The sequence below is a fragment of the Erythrobacter sp. JK5 genome (genome assembly GCF_018205975.1).
Classification (GTDB): domain Bacteria; phylum Pseudomonadota; class Alphaproteobacteria; order Sphingomonadales; family Sphingomonadaceae; genus Erythrobacter.
In genome coordinates, this window is the sequence record NZ_CP073577.1 from 2,346,091 (window position 1) to 2,360,747 (window position 14,657).

15 protein-coding genes are annotated in these 14,657 nt (G+C 66.2%); 8 read left to right on the forward strand and 7 right to left on the reverse strand.

The annotated features are described in order from the left end of the window. Positions 1–3: 3 nt before the first annotated feature. Positions 4–687 (reverse strand): isochorismatase family protein, encoded by a 684-nt coding sequence (locus KDC96_RS11345; RefSeq protein WP_212448539.1) that lies wholly within the window; start codon positions 685–687, stop codon positions 4–6. A 185-nt stretch (positions 688–872) separates the two neighbouring features. Here KDC96_RS11345 and KDC96_RS11350 point away from each other — a divergent pair, with 185 nt between their 5' ends. The 7 genes from KDC96_RS11350 to KDC96_RS11380 are packed head-to-tail and all read left to right on the forward strand — an operon-like array spanning position 873 to position 7,321. After that, positions 873–2,144, forward strand: a complete 1,272-nt coding sequence (locus KDC96_RS11350; RefSeq protein ID WP_249171771.1) for an alpha/beta fold hydrolase — start codon at positions 873–875, stop codon at positions 2,142–2,144. Further along, on the forward strand, positions 2,141–2,641 hold the full coding sequence (locus tag KDC96_RS11355) for a DUF3598 domain-containing protein (RefSeq protein ID WP_212448541.1): 501 nt from the start codon (positions 2,141–2,143) through the stop codon (positions 2,639–2,641). Before KDC96_RS11350 ends, KDC96_RS11355 begins: the two co-directional genes overlap by 4 nt. Before the next feature lie 7 nt (positions 2,642–2,648). Continuing rightward, complete coding sequence (locus KDC96_RS11360) at positions 2,649–4,028, forward strand: 3-isopropylmalate dehydratase large subunit (RefSeq protein WP_212448542.1); 1,380 nt, start codon at positions 2,649–2,651, stop codon at positions 4,026–4,028. Further along, on the forward strand, positions 4,025–4,633 hold the full coding sequence (leuD, locus tag KDC96_RS11365) for a 3-isopropylmalate dehydratase small subunit (RefSeq protein ID WP_212448543.1): 609 nt from the start codon (positions 4,025–4,027) through the stop codon (positions 4,631–4,633). Before KDC96_RS11360 ends, leuD begins: the two co-directional genes overlap by 4 nt. After that, the gene (locus KDC96_RS11370) at positions 4,630–5,550 is read left to right on the forward strand and encodes a hydroxymethylglutaryl-CoA lyase (protein ID WP_212448544.1); all 921 of its coding nucleotides are present in this window, start codon (positions 4,630–4,632) and stop codon (positions 5,548–5,550) included. The genes leuD and KDC96_RS11370 overlap by 4 nt, the downstream gene beginning before the upstream one ends. Beyond that, positions 5,547–6,728, forward strand: a complete 1,182-nt coding sequence (locus tag KDC96_RS11375) for a CaiB/BaiF CoA-transferase family protein (protein ID WP_212448545.1) — start codon at positions 5,547–5,549, stop codon at positions 6,726–6,728. The genes KDC96_RS11370 and KDC96_RS11375 overlap by 4 nt, the downstream gene beginning before the upstream one ends. Continuing rightward, entirely contained in the window at positions 6,725–7,321 is a 597-nt protein-coding gene (locus KDC96_RS11380) for a VOC family protein (protein ID WP_212448546.1), read from the forward strand. The genes KDC96_RS11375 and KDC96_RS11380 overlap by 4 nt, the downstream gene beginning before the upstream one ends. A 4-nt stretch (positions 7,322–7,325) precedes the next feature. On the opposite strand, the gene KDC96_RS11385 is transcribed toward KDC96_RS11380, so the two are convergent. From KDC96_RS11385 to KDC96_RS11410, 6 genes are read right to left on the reverse strand one after another with little or no spacing between them, the layout of a single operon-like run. Then, positions 7,326–7,574 (reverse strand): DUF6356 family protein, encoded by a 249-nt coding sequence (locus KDC96_RS11385; protein WP_212448547.1) that lies wholly within the window; start codon positions 7,572–7,574, stop codon positions 7,326–7,328. 14 nt (positions 7,575–7,588) lie between these two features. Further along, positions 7,589–8,686 carry a YeiH family protein gene (locus KDC96_RS11390; RefSeq protein ID WP_212448548.1) on the reverse strand — a complete coding sequence of 366 codons (1,098 nt, stop codon included), beginning with the start codon at positions 8,684–8,686 and terminating at the stop codon, positions 7,589–7,591. A gap of 4 nt (positions 8,687–8,690) precedes the next feature. Continuing rightward, a complete protein-coding gene (locus KDC96_RS11395; RefSeq protein WP_212448549.1) occupies positions 8,691–8,996 on the reverse strand; it encodes a DUF1330 domain-containing protein in 306 nt (101 codons plus the stop codon). A gap of 12 nt (positions 8,997–9,008) precedes the next feature. Next, positions 9,009–9,701, reverse strand: coding sequence for a hypothetical protein (locus KDC96_RS11400; protein ID WP_212448550.1), 693 nt, complete (start codon positions 9,699–9,701; stop codon positions 9,009–9,011). Positions 9,702–9,725: 24 nt separating this feature from the next. Beyond that, the gene (locus tag KDC96_RS11405; RefSeq protein WP_212448551.1) at positions 9,726–10,085 is read right to left on the reverse strand and encodes a hypothetical protein; all 360 of its coding nucleotides are present in this window, start codon (positions 10,083–10,085) and stop codon (positions 9,726–9,728) included. Further along, entirely contained in the window at positions 10,082–11,308 is a 1,227-nt protein-coding gene (locus KDC96_RS11410) for a class I SAM-dependent methyltransferase (RefSeq protein WP_212448552.1), read from the reverse strand. Before KDC96_RS11410 ends, KDC96_RS11405 begins: the two co-directional genes overlap by 4 nt. A 227-nt stretch (positions 11,309–11,535) precedes the next feature. Between KDC96_RS11410 and putA the strand changes: the two genes are divergently transcribed. Further along, positions 11,536–14,643, forward strand: coding sequence for a bifunctional proline dehydrogenase/L-glutamate gamma-semialdehyde dehydrogenase PutA (putA, locus tag KDC96_RS11415; RefSeq protein ID WP_212452633.1), 3,108 nt, complete (start codon positions 11,536–11,538; stop codon positions 14,641–14,643). The last annotated feature ends 14 nt before the right edge of the window (positions 14,644–14,657 follow it).

Below are 14,657 nucleotides of genomic sequence, written 5' to 3' on the forward strand. Positions count from 1 at the left end.
GCTTCAGCGCGCCTCCAGCCAGTCGATCACCGCCTGAACCGGCTCGACATCGGCGTATTTCAGCTGAAGGTCGGTAAGGTTGGCGAAGTGATAGCTTTCGTGCTTGTCGGCGCAGGTTTCGATCGGAACGATCGTGCGATAGCCGTGGCTCAGCGCATCGACCGCCGTCGCGCGCACGCAGCCCGAGGTCGATCCGCCCGTCACCACGACGGTGTCGACCCGGTGAAAGGTCAGGTAGCTCGCCAACGGCGTCTCGAAAAACACGCTCGGCGTCCGCTTGGTGAAGGTCAGATCGTCGGCGTCGATTGCGCAGCGCGGATCGAAGCGGTGACGCTCGCTGTCATACCTGATGTTCTGTAGCGAATCCTCGGTATCGGTGCGCGTGCCCCATACTCCGGCATCGCCCGCGTCATGCTTGTACGCGACCCGGCTCCAGATCACCGGCATGCCCTTTGCGCGCGCCAACCGACTGATCGTATTGATATATTCGATCTGGCGCGGATCGGTTTCATAAGCGGTCTTGAACAAATCGGTGCGGGTATAGGCCTGCTGCACATCGACATTGACGATTGCCAGCTTTGCGCCAAAGCCGAACTTCTTGCGCGCCGGATTGGCCATCACTTCGTCGAAGATCTGGCGCGCGGTCCTGCCATCCTCGACCATTTTCGTGCCGATCAGCTCCGCCATCGATGCTCCCTTCGATTCCGCTTTGACAACGGACAATAGAGACGCGTAGAGGCTTGTCGAGCAAAATTTGTCCGGACAACTTTGTGCACCCGATCACTCGCCATATCCTGACCATCCCGGCCCAAAATGGAAAGGGCTCGCGGAAGGTCCATTATCGCCGCTGCGGCAGCGGTCCGGCCCTGTTGATGGTGCACCAGAGCCCGCGCTCCTCGGCGGAATATGCCGCGCTGATGCAGCAATGGGGCGAGCATTTCACCTGCATCGCGCCCGATACGCCGGGCTTCGGCCAGTCCGATCCGCTGCCGGGCGAACCCGAGATCGCCGAATTCGCCGATGCGCTGTGCGAATTTCTCGACGCGTTGGGGGTCGGGCAGGTCCCGGCCTACGGCTTCCATTCGGGCGGGATCATCCTCGTCACCGCGCTCAAGCGCCAGCCGCACCGCTTCGCCTGCCTCGCGGTCGGCGGCTATGCGATATGGACCGAGGAGGAAATGCGCATCTTCGGCACCCGCTACCTCCCCGAGTTCCACCCCAGCGATTACGGCGAGCATCTCACCTGGCTGTGGAACCGGATGCTCGAACAGAGCTGGGTGTTCCCATGGTTCGATACCCGCGAAGACGCGCGGCTGTCGGTCGCCCATGCCGATGTGGCACGGGTGGCGCAGGCAGTCTCCGAAATGCTCGACGCGGGCAATGCCTACCGCGCGGGTTATGGCGCGGTGCTGCGCGCGCCGCGCGACATTCCGCCTGCCGATGCGCCCCCTGAAACAGGAAATTGGCCGCCGTGCCTCATCACCGCCTATGATGGCGACCCGCTGCAGGCGCATATCGACCGGCTGGGCCACATGCCTGCTGGCTGGCGCGCTGAGAAAGTGCGCTCGCCAGCCGATCATCAGGCGGCAAGCCTCGCTTTCCTGCAGGACCATGTCGACGATGCGGCATGCCCAGAGCTTGCCGAGAATGCGGATGAAGGCTGGTTGTCGCTGGATGGAGGCCTCATCCATTGGAAGGGCACGAAGGGCGGAAGCCTCATCCTGCACGGTCCAGCCGAACAAATGTGCGAGCCGGGTGAAGGGGACATCGCCATCGACGTTCCCGGACACGGCCAGTCGGACGCTTTCGATGACGCGAAAGCCGCTGTCGATTCCGCCGCCTCCGCGCTCGGTGCAAGCGATATCGTCTGGCCCTCCCCACCTGCGGGCGATCCCAACCACCTCTATCCCGACATGACGCCCGACCGGTTCGGCGAGTACCTCCAGCGCGCCTGGGCCGTCGCTCGCGCCGAGGCATTCTTCCAGCCGTGGTACGAAGCAAGCGCCGCCAATGCGATCCCGCTCGATCCTGCCCGCCTCGACCCCGCCGCCCTCCACGCCCGCGCCCTCGCCCGGATCCGCGCCGGCGATGCCGCGCGGCGCTGGCACGAAACCCTTCTCAACCTCGACGGAGCCCCCCGATGACGACGTTCGCCGAAGCCATGCCGCTGCTCGCTCGCCACGAAGGCGTGTGGGATGGCACCTATTCCTATTTCAATGCCCAAAACGAGAAGATCGACGAGCATGCCAGCCGTTTGCTGTGCCGCATCACCGGCGACGACGACATTCCGTACCACCAGACCAATTACTACACCTGGCCCGACGGCCGCACCGAGACGCGCGATTTCCCCGCGACCTATCGCGATGGGCGCATCTGGTGGGACAACGAGCTGATCCAGGGCTGGGCCGCCGAAGTCCCGCTCGACGAATACAACCGCACCATGATGCTGTATTGGCAGCGGACCGGCGATCCGTCGCTGTATCTCTATGAGCAGATCCAGATTTCGGACGACGGGCAAAACCGCTGCCGCACGTGGCACTGGATCCGCAACGGGTTGCTGGAAACGCGCACCGCGATCCAGGAGACCTTCGTGACCAGGGACTGGCGGAGCGTCGACGAGGAGATGAAGGCGGAGGCCTGACGCGACGATGGGACGAACGCTGTTCGACAGGATCTGGGAAACGCATGCCGTCGCCGACACGCCCGGCGGTGCGACCCTGATCGCGATCGACCGCGTCTTCCTGCACGAACGCACCGGCGCGGCGGCGCTGGGCCGGATGGCCGAACTGGGCCGTGTGGTGCGCGATCCTTCTCGTGTTTTCGCGGTGATGGACCACATCGTCGACACGCGTCCCGGGCGCGGCGACGGCACTCTTCTTGAAGGCGGGGAAGGCTTCATCACCGAGACGCGCGCGGCCTGCAAGGCGGCAGGGATCACGCTGTTCGACGTCAACGATCCCGGTCAGGGCATCGTCCACGTCATCAGTCCAGAGCACGGAATCGTGCTTCCCGGCCTGACGCTGGTCGCGCCCGACAGCCATACCTGCACGCAAGGCGCGTTCGGCGCGCTCGCCTGGGGCATCGGCAGCAGCGAAGCCGAACACGCGATGGTCACCGGGACCCTGCGGCTCGACAGGCCCAGGACAATGCGCGTGCAGTTCGACAGCGCGCTTGCGCCGGGCGTCACCGCCAAGGACATGGTGCTGTCGCTGATCGCCAAACACGGCGCGGGCGGCGGTGCGGGTCACGTGGTCGAGTTTGCGGGCGAGGCCGTTCGGGCGCTCGACATGGAAGGGCGCATGACGCTGTGCAACATGGCGACCGAATTCGGCGCGATGACCGGGCTGATCGTTCCGGATGCAAAGACCTTCGCGTATCTCGCGGGCCGCCGATACGCGCCCGAGAGCTTCGACGGTTCCTACTGGCACGCGCTCACCAGCGACGAGGACGCGGCGTTCGACCGCGAGATCGTCATCGACGCGTCCGCCATCGCGCCGATGGTGAGCTGGGGCACCAGTCCCGAACAGGCGATCCCGGTAAGTGGCACGGTGCCGCAAGGACCGGAGCGCGCGCACGAATACATCGGGCTCGAACCGGGGGCGGCGCTGGCCGGAACCCCGGTCGATGCCGCGTTTATCGGCAGCTGCACCAACAGCCGGATTTCCGACCTGCGCCGGGCGGCGGCAATTCTCGAAGGCCGCCGGATCGCACCGTCGATCAGGAAGGCGCTGGTCGTACCCGGCTCGCTCGCGGCAAAGCGGCAGGCCGAGGCCGAGGGGCTCGACGCGGTGTTCGAAGCCGCCGGGTTCGAATGGCGGATGAGCGGCTGCTCGCTGTGCTTCTTCGCCGGGGGCGAGGCTTTCCCCAAAGGCTCGCGGGTGATCTCCAGCACCAACCGCAATTTTGAAGGGCGCCAAGGGCCCGGCATCCGCACCCACATCGCCTCGCCCGAAACGGTCGCGGCAAGCGCCCTCGCCGGCGCCATCGCCGACCCGCGGGAATACGTCCGCGAAGAGGTTCCGGCATGAGCGCCTTCCCCGAGCCACTGACCAGCATCGCCGTGCCGATCCTGCGCGACAATATCGACACCGACACGATCATCCCGAGCCGCGAGATGCGCTCGACCGGGCGCACCGGTCTCGCCGATGGGCTGTTCGCCCCGTGGCGCTACACCGACGCGGTGACGCGCACTCCGGATCCGGACTTCGCTCTCAACCGGCCCGAATATCGCGACGCGCGCATCCTCGCCGCCGGAGCCAATTTCGGCTGCGGATCGAGCCGCGAGCACGCGGTCTGGGCGCTCGCCGAATACGGCATTCGCGCGATTGTCGCGGAGAGCTTCGCGCCGATCTTCCGCGGCAATTGCATCCGCAATTTCGTGCTGCCGATCGCGCTTGAGCGCACCGCGATTGAAGCACTGGCGGGGCGCGAGATATCGATCGACCTCGAAGCGCAGGAAGTGCGCAGCGATGCGGGCGATCACCGGTTCGAGATCGATCCCGAGGCGAAGCAGATGCTGGCCGAAGGGCTGGATGCGATCGATCTTACCTTGACGCAAGCAAGCGCTATCGAAAACTGGACGGCACACGACCGTTCGGCGCGACCGTGGGTCTATTGGGAGGCCACAGCATGACCGAAATCCTCGTCTCCGAAGTCGGCCCGCGCGACGGGCTGCAGTCGATCGACCGGGTAATGCCGCTCGAAGCCAAGCAGCGCTGGATCGCCGCCGAGGCGGCTGCGGGCGTGCGCGAGATCGAGGTCGGCAGCTTCGTTCCGGCCAAGCTGCTCCCGCAGATGGCCGACACCGCGGAGCTGGTTGCCTTTGCCAAGGGGATCGATGGTCTGACTGTCGTTACGCTGGTGCCCAACGCGAAAGGCGCGCAATTCGCGGCGCAGGCGGGCGTCGACGCGATGAGCATCCCGTTCTCGATGAGCGAAACCCATTCGCTCAAGAACGTGCGCAAGGATCATCCGGCTATGCTGGAGGAGATCCGGGCCGCCGCCGAGATCGCGCGCGAACACGGCATCCACTTCGCAGTCGGGCTGTCGACCGCGTTCGGCTGCACGATCGAGGGCGCGGTGAGCGAGGATCAGGTAGTGCGCCTCGCCGAAAAGGCCGTCGAAGCCGGAGCGCGGGAACTCTCGCTGTCGGACACGACCGGATATGCCGACCCGGCGCAGGTCCGGCGGCTGACCCGCAAGGTGAAGGCGGCGGTCGGCGGCGACCTGCTCACCACTCTCCACCTCCACAACACGCGCGGGCTGGGCCTCGCCAATGTGGTTGCCGGACTGGAGGAAGGGATCACGACTTTCGACGCCTCGCTCGGCGGGTTGGGCGGCTGCCCCTTCGCGCCCGGTGCGAGCGGCAATCTCGTCACCGAGGATCTGGTGCTGATGCTCAATTCGATGGGCTACACCACCGGGATCGATCTCGAGAAGCTGCTCAAGGTGCGCAACATCATCGAAGAGGCGCTGCCGGGCGAACCGCTCTACGGCTTTACCCCCGATGCCGGGCCGATGCTCGATTACAAGCAGAGGGTCGCCGCATGAGCGCACCCGCCCCGCTCGCCGGGATCACCGTCGTCGAGTTCACCCACATGGTGATGGGGCCAGCCGTCGGTCATATCCTCGCCGGGCTCGGGGCCGAGGTGGTGCGGGTCGAACCGATCGGCGGCGATCGCACGCGGCGGCTGATGGGTTCGGGCGCGGGCTATTTCCCGATGTACAATCGCGGCAAGCAGTCGATCTGCCTCGACCTGAAGAGCGAAGAGGGCCTCGCCGTAGCGAAGGACCTGATCGCCGGTGCCGATATCCTGGTCGAGAATTTCCGCCCCGGCGCGCTCGACCGGCTCGGGCTCGATTACGACAGCTGCGCAACGGCCAATCCGCGCCTGATCTACTGCTCCGAAAAGGGCTTCCTGCCCGGCCCTTACGAGAACCGCACCGCGCTCGACGAGGTCGCGCAAATGATGGGCGGGCTCGCCTACATGACCGGCCCGCCGGGCCAGCCGCTGCGCGCCGGGGCGAGCGTGATCGACGTGACCGGCGGCATGTTCGGCGTGATCGGCGTGCTTGCAGCGCTCGAGGAACGTCACCGCACCGGCAAGGGGCAGAAGGTCACCGCGAGCCTGTTCGAAACCACCATCTACCTCGTAGGCCAGCACATGGCGCAATACGCCGTCACCGGCACGCCCGCCGCGCCGATGCCCGCGCGGGTCTCCGCCTGGGCGATCTACGACGTATTCGAGACGCGCGACGATCCGGTCTTCATCGGCGTGGTCACCGATGCGCTGTGGGAGAAATTCTGCGCGCTGTTCGGTCTCGACGAGCTGTGGGCGGACGAGAGCCTGCGCGAAAACAACGCCCGGGTGCAGGCGCGCGATCGGATCATGCCGGTGATCCGCGATCTCGTTGGGGGGATGACGGCGGCAGAGGTCATCGCCAAGCTCGATGGCAGCGGGCTCCCATTTGCGCCGATCGGCAAGCCCGAGGACATGTTCGACGACCCGCACCTCAACACCGGCGGTCTGGAGGACGTGACGCTCGACAACGGCACGCCGGTGCGCCTGCCGACGATCCCGCTCGAAATGGGCGGGCACCGGATCGGTGCGCCGCAGCACCTGCCCCAGCCCGGCCGCGATGCGCGCGCGGTGCTCGCTGGATTGGGCTACGGATCCGCGCGGATCGACGCGCTGATCGAGGGTGGCGCTGTGGGAGAGAGCGAATGAGGTGGATTGCTACGATCTTGGCAGCGGGCATCCTGTCCGGATGCGTGGTCGATATCGACAACCGCAGCGAGATGGCTGCTGCGCCGGCTCCCCGCGCCGCCGGGGTCGAAGCTCCGACCGAACGCCTGCCGACCGATGTCCGCCGATCGACCATCATCGTGCGCGATATCGAGAATTCGCTGACTCTCTACCGCGACGTGATCGGGCTCGAGGTGAACTACGACACCGAAGTCACCACATCGGGCGTCGCGCTGCCGGCGGGCGAGCCGGGCGCGACTGCGCGGCTCGTCCTGCTCAACGCCAACGACCCATGGGTCGGGTGGATCGGGCTGATGGAATGGCTCGACCCGCCGATCCCGGCGGGCGATTACCCCAAGCGCATGGGCCCCGGCGGCGTGGTGATCGTGCTCAACACCGACGATGTCGAAGGGCGCTGCGAAGCGGCCAAGGCGGTCCCCGGCGTGACCTTCACCGCCGAACCGCGCCTGCAGGTCTATCCCGGCCGCGATGGCGGGCCGGACATTCGCGTGATGGGCTGCAACTTCTTCGACCCCGACGGGATCCTGATCGAGCTCAACCAGATCCTGGAATGAGCCTCTAGATCACGAAGTCGATCGGGTCGGGCAGCTTGCTGCGATTGACCACCATCTGCCCGTGGAGGGTCTGGATCTGATTGCTTCCGGTCCTGACGAACAGGAACGGCAGCAGGCCGTGCAGCATGCAGGCGAACCCGCCCAGCACCATCCGCACGCCAAACCGCGTCGCATGGAGGAAGTGCTCGAAGTAGCTTTCCCCCACGCTCGCAGGGTGTTCGGTGAAGGCGCGCCTCAGGCGGGAAATCGGCATCGAAGGTGGCTCCTCTAATCGATCAGCAGGATCGCCGCAGCGAGTGCGGCCAGGAACGAGACGAAGGTCGCGGAAAAGACCGGGACCAGCGGTCGCCACCCGGCCTCGATCAGCAGCGACAGGCGCGACCGCATGGCGGTGGCAATAACTGCCAGAAGCAGCAGGAATTTCGACGCTTCGAGCCCGCCCTCGGCAATGTCCGGCGGGACTGCGACCACCGAACTGACCGCAACCGTGGCCAGGAAGGCGAGGATGAACCACGGCAAGGAAAGCCTGCGCCAGATTGGGCGCAATGTCCTCGATGCGTCGCCCGGGCTTTGCGACGCATCACCCAGCCAGACCGCGACAAGTGCGACGACTGGCGCCAGCAAGGCGACGCGGGTGAGCTTGATGATGGTCGCCTGCTCGCCCGCATTCTCGGAAATGGCGTAGCCGCCGCCGATCGCCTGTGCGACATCGTGGATCGATGCGCCGACGAGATAACCCGCCTGTGCGTCGGTCAACTCCAGCGCGCCGGCGATCACCGGATAGAGCGACAGCGCAAATGCGCTCGCCAGCGCCACGCCGACGAGGGTAATGGTAAAGCGTGCCTGATCGAGCCGGTCCTGCCCGATCACGGCATAGAGCGCCAGCGCGGCAGACGCGCCGCAAATCGCCGTAGCCCCTCCCGCCAGCGCGCCGGCGTAGCGGCCCTGTCCGCTAAGGCGCGCTCCGACGATCCCGGCGGCAAACGCGCTTCCCATGATCAACACCAGCCCGGCAAACGGCATCCATCCCAAACCGGATACGTCCATCACCGTCAGTTGCAGGCCGAGCAGCACGATCCCGAGGCGCAGGAAATGCCGTGCCGCGAAATCGAGTCCGGCTTCGAGCGCGCCCAGCTGCGCAAGGAAGTTCAGCGCCAGCCCGATCAACAGCCCGAGCAGGATCGCGGGAAACCCGTAGTGCTCGGCCAGCCACAAGGATGCGAGCGCCGCGATCAGGCAGGTGAGCAATCCCGGCACCAGCTCGCGCAGGGAAACACGACGCACAGCGGTTGGACGCTCCGCCTGATAGTATTCGCCGAACAGGTCGCCGGCATAGAGAGCTGGATCGGGCCGCTGCACCGTCATGCCTCTACACCGACAGGTCGGGTCCGTCGATCAGCAGCACCTGCACTTCGGCCAGCCCTTCGCGCAGCTTCTTTGCCTCGGCATACTCCGGGCTGTTCCAGAATGCTTTCGCCGCAGCGCGGTCGGGCCATTTGGAGATCACCATCGAGGCACCGTCTCCGAATTCGCCCTCGAGACATTCCGCGCCGGGGCCGCGCAAGAGGTATTCGCCACCGAATTTCGGGATGAGTTCAGCCGCCGCCGCGCCGTAGCCCGAAATGAATTTCTCGCGGTCGGAGATGGCGGCGGTGACGATCATGTAGGCGGGCATCGGCGTTGCTCCTCAAAAGGGTTTGACCGCGCCCAGGAAACAGACCGAGGCGATGGTGATCCAGTAGATATAGGCCGCGAGCCGCGCCATCCCGATCTCGCGGGCGAGCGCGGCCTCCTGTGCGGCGTCGGGTCCCATCGCCAGGATGCGAAACCGCTCGGTCCAGCGGCGCATGACGAGCCGCAGGAACAGCCCGATGCACAGCGCAAAGGCATAGAGCGCCATCTTCGCCGGGTACCAGTCGTTCCCCTCGCCGCTTGCGATCGGCCCGCTGCCGCCGAACGCCATGAAGGCGCTGACGAACAGCGCCGCGATCAGCGGATAACGCAGCAGTTCCTCGGCGCGAGTGACGGTGATCCCGATATCGGTCTCGCGCTTGATGAAGGCGGTCCAGGTAATCGCCAGCCAGACGGCGAAGAACAGCCACATCCACCAGATGCCGCTCCCTTCGAGCCACGGAACGAAACCGTAGATCTTGCCCATATGCAGACCGAGCGGCAGCAGCAGCACGATACCGGTGCGCGCGAGGATGTCGATGCGGTAGGCGGTTTCCATGTGCCGCCTGCGCTCCTCCAATGACAGCGCGGGGTTGGTGACGTGATAGCTGGTCTGGAACACGCCCCATTCGCCGCCCAGCCAATACACCATCGCGAGGATGTGAACCCAGCGCAGAATGCTGAGCTCGTTCACCGTCAAGAATTCCATGATCCCTCCCCCGTGCGCGAGCCGTTACTCGCGCGACAATCGCTCCACTATGTCCTTGATCGGCGGGTCGCTCGCTTCCATCGCCTCGACCTCTTGCTGGAACCCGCGCATGATCCGCGCGAGATAGGCGCGGGTGGCGAGCGCGCGTTCCTCGCCCGCCTCGCGATCGGGCTGATAGTTTTCGATGTCTGCGCGCTTCAGCACGCCCTTTTCGTCGAGCAGCCGCTCGATCGTGTCGTTGCGTTCGCGCAGCGCCGATACCTCGGCGGCGAGCGCGAACACGGTCGAATACAGCCGGTCAAGCGCCGGGTCGTCGAAATATTCGGGGCGCTTGCCCTTGGCGCGCTTGCCCGACAGCGCGACCCAGTCGATCCCCTCGGTCACGCCGCTGCCGCCTGGCTTGCCTGTTTCTGGGCGGGCTTCCACGCGCCATAGGCGTTCCAGATCGCGGCGCGGCCGAAATCCTCCTCGCCGTCGTCGGGCGAAGGCGGGAAGATCGCCGGATCGACCACCGCCCGTACGCCGGCGACAAACTGGCTTTCGCGCGGGAACCCGGCCTCGGCCATCACCTGCTTCAAGTCCTGCCCGTGCATCGCCGACCAGAATGGCTCGTTGTTGTTGAACGCATCCCAGTCGCGCATGAACTGTTCGAACAGCGGCATGTCGTCGGAATATTGCGGCTGTTCGATATGCAGGATCAGCCCGCCCGGCGCGAGCACGCGGTTGGCTTCGGCCAGCAGTTTCGGCATCGCCTTGCTCGAAAGCTCGTGCAGGAACATCGTCGTCTGCACCCAATCGAAACTGCCATCGGCCCAGCGCGACAGGTCTTCGCCAGAAGCCTGCACGAACCGGATGTTCTTGACCCCCATCGCCGCCGCGCGCGCCGCGCCATAGCGCAAGGAAGCCGCGGCGGTGTCGATTGCGATCACTTCCGCTTGCGGAAAGGCCTGCGCGATCGGCACCGCGTTGTGGCCGACGGTGCAGCCGATATCGAGGATGCGTTTGGGCTGCCAGTCGGGGCGTTCCTTCTTCACCCATTCGACCACCGCCTGACCGCCGCCATCGTTGAGCCCGCCCAGCGCGCCGCCGGTGGTTGCAAACAACCCGACATCATAATTCGCGCCGACCGTGACGTCGCCGGGGCGCTCCTCGGAATGATAGCCGCCCGGCTGGCAATGGATGTCGACCGCGGTCTGGTAGTGCGGCTGCGCGACCGCGGGATCGAGTTCGAGCATGTCCGAATGCTCGTTATACTGGCTCGCCATGGCGTCGAGTTCGTCGAGCTGGCGCAGCACAACCTGCCGCCCGAAATGCTGGCGCATTTCCATCGAGTTGCGCTTCAACGCCGACCACATGCGGTGCCACGAATCCTTGTTCATCGCGTCGCGGATCTCGTAGCGGTGTTCGGGATCGCGGCCATGCTCGGCGCGAAACGCCGGCAGCACGCGCCGTTCGTACGCGATCCGGTTGCCCGCGCCGATCGGCCCCGAAAGGTAGCGGTTGAAGTGCGTGAGGAAATTGAACCGCGCCGCTTCGTCGTGATTGGTGCGCGGCATCATCGGATGGCGCGTCAGCGCGGTGTAGGGCGGGGGCAGATCGGAAGCCATGAACTCACCTATTGTAAATTTGTCCGGACAAATTCGCGCGAACCATCCGTGTTGTCAACTCCAACCCTGCATACCGGGGCTTCGTTCCGCCGTCCTTGATCGCGCGCAAACGACCGGGCGGGCAGGCTGCGCTTGAAGTCGCCGCTTTCCGGGTCCAGATCGCTGCCATTCGACTCGGTTTCAGGATCCGCCCCCAAGTGAACGCCCCCGACTTTACCTCTGCCCAGATGCTCGATCGCAGCGAATTGCGCCGCGCCTTCCGCGCCGAGGAGGAGGCCTGCATCGCCGAGCGGCTCGAACAGGCACGCCCGGCGGCCAAGGTGCACGACCGCGCGGCGGCACTGGCGATCGAGCTGATCGAGGGCGCACGCGCGAAGAAAGCGAGCGGGATCGACGCGTTCCTGCAGCAATTCGGGCTCGACACCGAAGAAGGCATCGCGCTGATGTGCCTTGCCGAAGCGCTGCTGCGCGTGCCCGATGCCGACACCGCCGACGCGCTGATCAAGGACAAGATCGAACCGATCGACTGGGGCGAGCACCTCGGCGAAAGCGCCTCGACCTTCGTCAACGCCGCGACCTTCTCGTTGATGCTGACCGGCGAAGTGCTCGAACAGCCCGACGCCCACCAGCGGGGCATGGGATCGACGCTCAAGCGGACGGTCAACCGGCTCGGCGAACCGGTAATCCGCAAGGCGACCTTGCAGGCGATGCGCATCCTCGGCGGGCAGTTCGTCTACGGCCGGACCATCGACGAAGCGCTCAAACGCGCCAAGCCGGAGCGGGCGAAGGGGCTGACGCATTCGTTCGACATGCTCGGCGAAGCGGCGATGACCTATGGTGATGCGGAGAAGTACCGCCAGGCCTACGACCGCGCGCTCGATCGGCTGGCGGCCGAGGCGAGCGGCGGGATCGACCCGTCCCCGGGCATCTCGGTCAAGCTGTCGGCACTGCATCCGAAGTACGATGTCTTCCACGCCGAGAAAGCGCGCGCCGATATCGTTCCGGTGGTGAAGGCGCTGGCGATGAAGGCGCGCGATGCGAACATTCACTTCACCGTCGACGCTGAGGAAGCCGAGCGGCTCGAACTCTCGCTCGACATCATCGAGGCGCTGGTCGGCGATGACGAGCTGTTCACCCGCGCGGACGGCTCGCGCTGGGAAGGGTTCGGGCTGGCGCTGCAGGCCTACCAGAAACGCGGCGTGCCGCTGTGCGACTGGGTCGCGAAACTCGCGCGGCGGCACGGGCGCAAGCTGTTCGTGCGGCTGGTCAAGGGCGCATACTGGGACAGCGAGATCAAGATCTCGCAGGTCGGCGGTTATGCCGACTACCCGGTCTTCACGCGCAAGCTCGCCACCGACGTGTCCTACCTCGCCTGCGCCGCGCGGCTGTTCGAGCACGACGACGTGATCAAGCCCGCGTTCGCCACCCACAACGCCTACACCATCGCAGCGGTGAAGGAGATGAGTTCCGGCAAATCCTTTGAATTCCAGAGGCTCCACGGCATGGGCGAGGAAGTCTACGACGCGCTGCACAAGCTCGAAGGCAATTCCCGCACCCCCGTCCGCATCTACGCGCCGGTCGGCGGGCACAAGGAGCTGCTCGCCTATCTCGTACGCCGCCTGCTCGAAAACGGCGCCAACACCAGCTTCGTCAACCGCATGGGCGATGCCGATGTTCCGGCGGAGGAACTGGTCGGCGATCCGGTGGCGGAGCTTGCGGCGATGGAGCCGCGCCGCAACCCGGCGATCCCGCTGCCCAAGGACATTTTCGGCGAGCGGAAGAACAGCGCCGGGATCGACCTCGCCGATCCGCTGGTGCTGGGGCCGTTGCAGGCGCAGTTGGGCGAGCTGGCGAGCCGCGACTGGAGCGCCGAGCCAACGTTTCCCGCCGAAGAAGCGGGCGAAATCGCGCCGATCACCTCGCCGCAGGACACGCGCATCGAAGTCGGCACCCGCCGCGACGCCACGCCCGCCGAAGTCGACGCTGCGATCGCCCGTGCGCTCGAAATCCAGCCGGGCTGGGATGCGCTGGGCGGAGAGAAACGCGCGGTTCTGCTCGAAGAGGCCGCCAACCTGTTCGAAGCGCACACGCCCGAATTCCTGTCGCTGTGCCAGCGCGAAGCGGGCAAGACGCTGCTCGATGCGGTGCTCGAACTGCGCGAGGCGGTCGATTTCCTGCGTTACTACGCCAGCGAGGCGCGGCGGCAGTTTGCCGAACCGATGATCCTCCCCGGCCCGACCGGCGAGGAGAACACGCTGAGCCTCCACGGGCGCGGGGTGTTCGCCACCATCAGCCCGTGGAATTTCCCGCTCGCGATCTTCATCGGCATGGCGTCGGCCGCGCTCGCCGCGGGCAACAGCGTCATTGCCAAGCCGGCCGAGCAGACCCCGCTGATCGCCGCGCTCGCGGTGAAGCTGTGCCACGCAGCGGGCATTCCGCCCGAAGCGCTGCAACTGCTCCCCGGCGCGGGCGAAGTCGGTCAGGCGATCACCTCCGACCCGCGCATTGCCGGGGTCGCCTTCACCGGATCGACCGAGACCGCGCGCGCCATCAACCGCACGCTCGCCGCGCGCGATGCGCCGATCGCGACGCTGATCGCCGAAACCGGCGGGCAGAACGCGATGATCGTCGATTCCTCCGCGCTGCCCGAACAGGTGGTGCGCGACGTGCTCGCCAGCGCGTTCCAGAGCGCGGGCCAGCGCTGCTCGGCGCTGCGGGTGCTGTACCTGCAGGACGACGTCGCCGACGAGATGCTGGCGATGATCCGCGGCGGGTTCGAAGCGCTCACGGTGGGCGATCCGGCGGAACTCGCCACCGATGTCGGCCCGGTGATCGACGGCGATGCCCACGCCGCGCTCGAACGCCATGTCGCGCGCTGCAAGAAGCAGGGGCGGCCGATCGACCGCGTGGCGCTGCCGCGAAGCACCGCCAACGGCCATTTCGTCGCGCCGACGATCATCGAGATCGATTCGATCCTCGATCTCAATCGCGAGAATTTCGGCCCGGTGCTGCATGTCGCGCGTTTCCGCGCCGACGATCTCGGCCGGGTGATCGCAGACATCAACGCATGCCAGTACGGCCTGACGCTCGGCCTGCACAGCCGGATCGAGGCCACCCGGCGCTTCGTCCAGGCGCGCGCCTGCGTCGGCAATTTCTACGTCAACCGCAACCAGATCGGCGCGGTGGTCGAAAGCCAGCCGTTCGGCGGAGAAGGGCTGTCGGGCACCGGACCCAAGGCCGGCGGCCCGCACTATCTCGCGCGCTTCGCCACCGAACGCGTGACCTGCATCGACACGACGGCGGCGGGCGGAAACGCCAGCCTGCTTGCAAGCTGAAACAGAGACTTGTT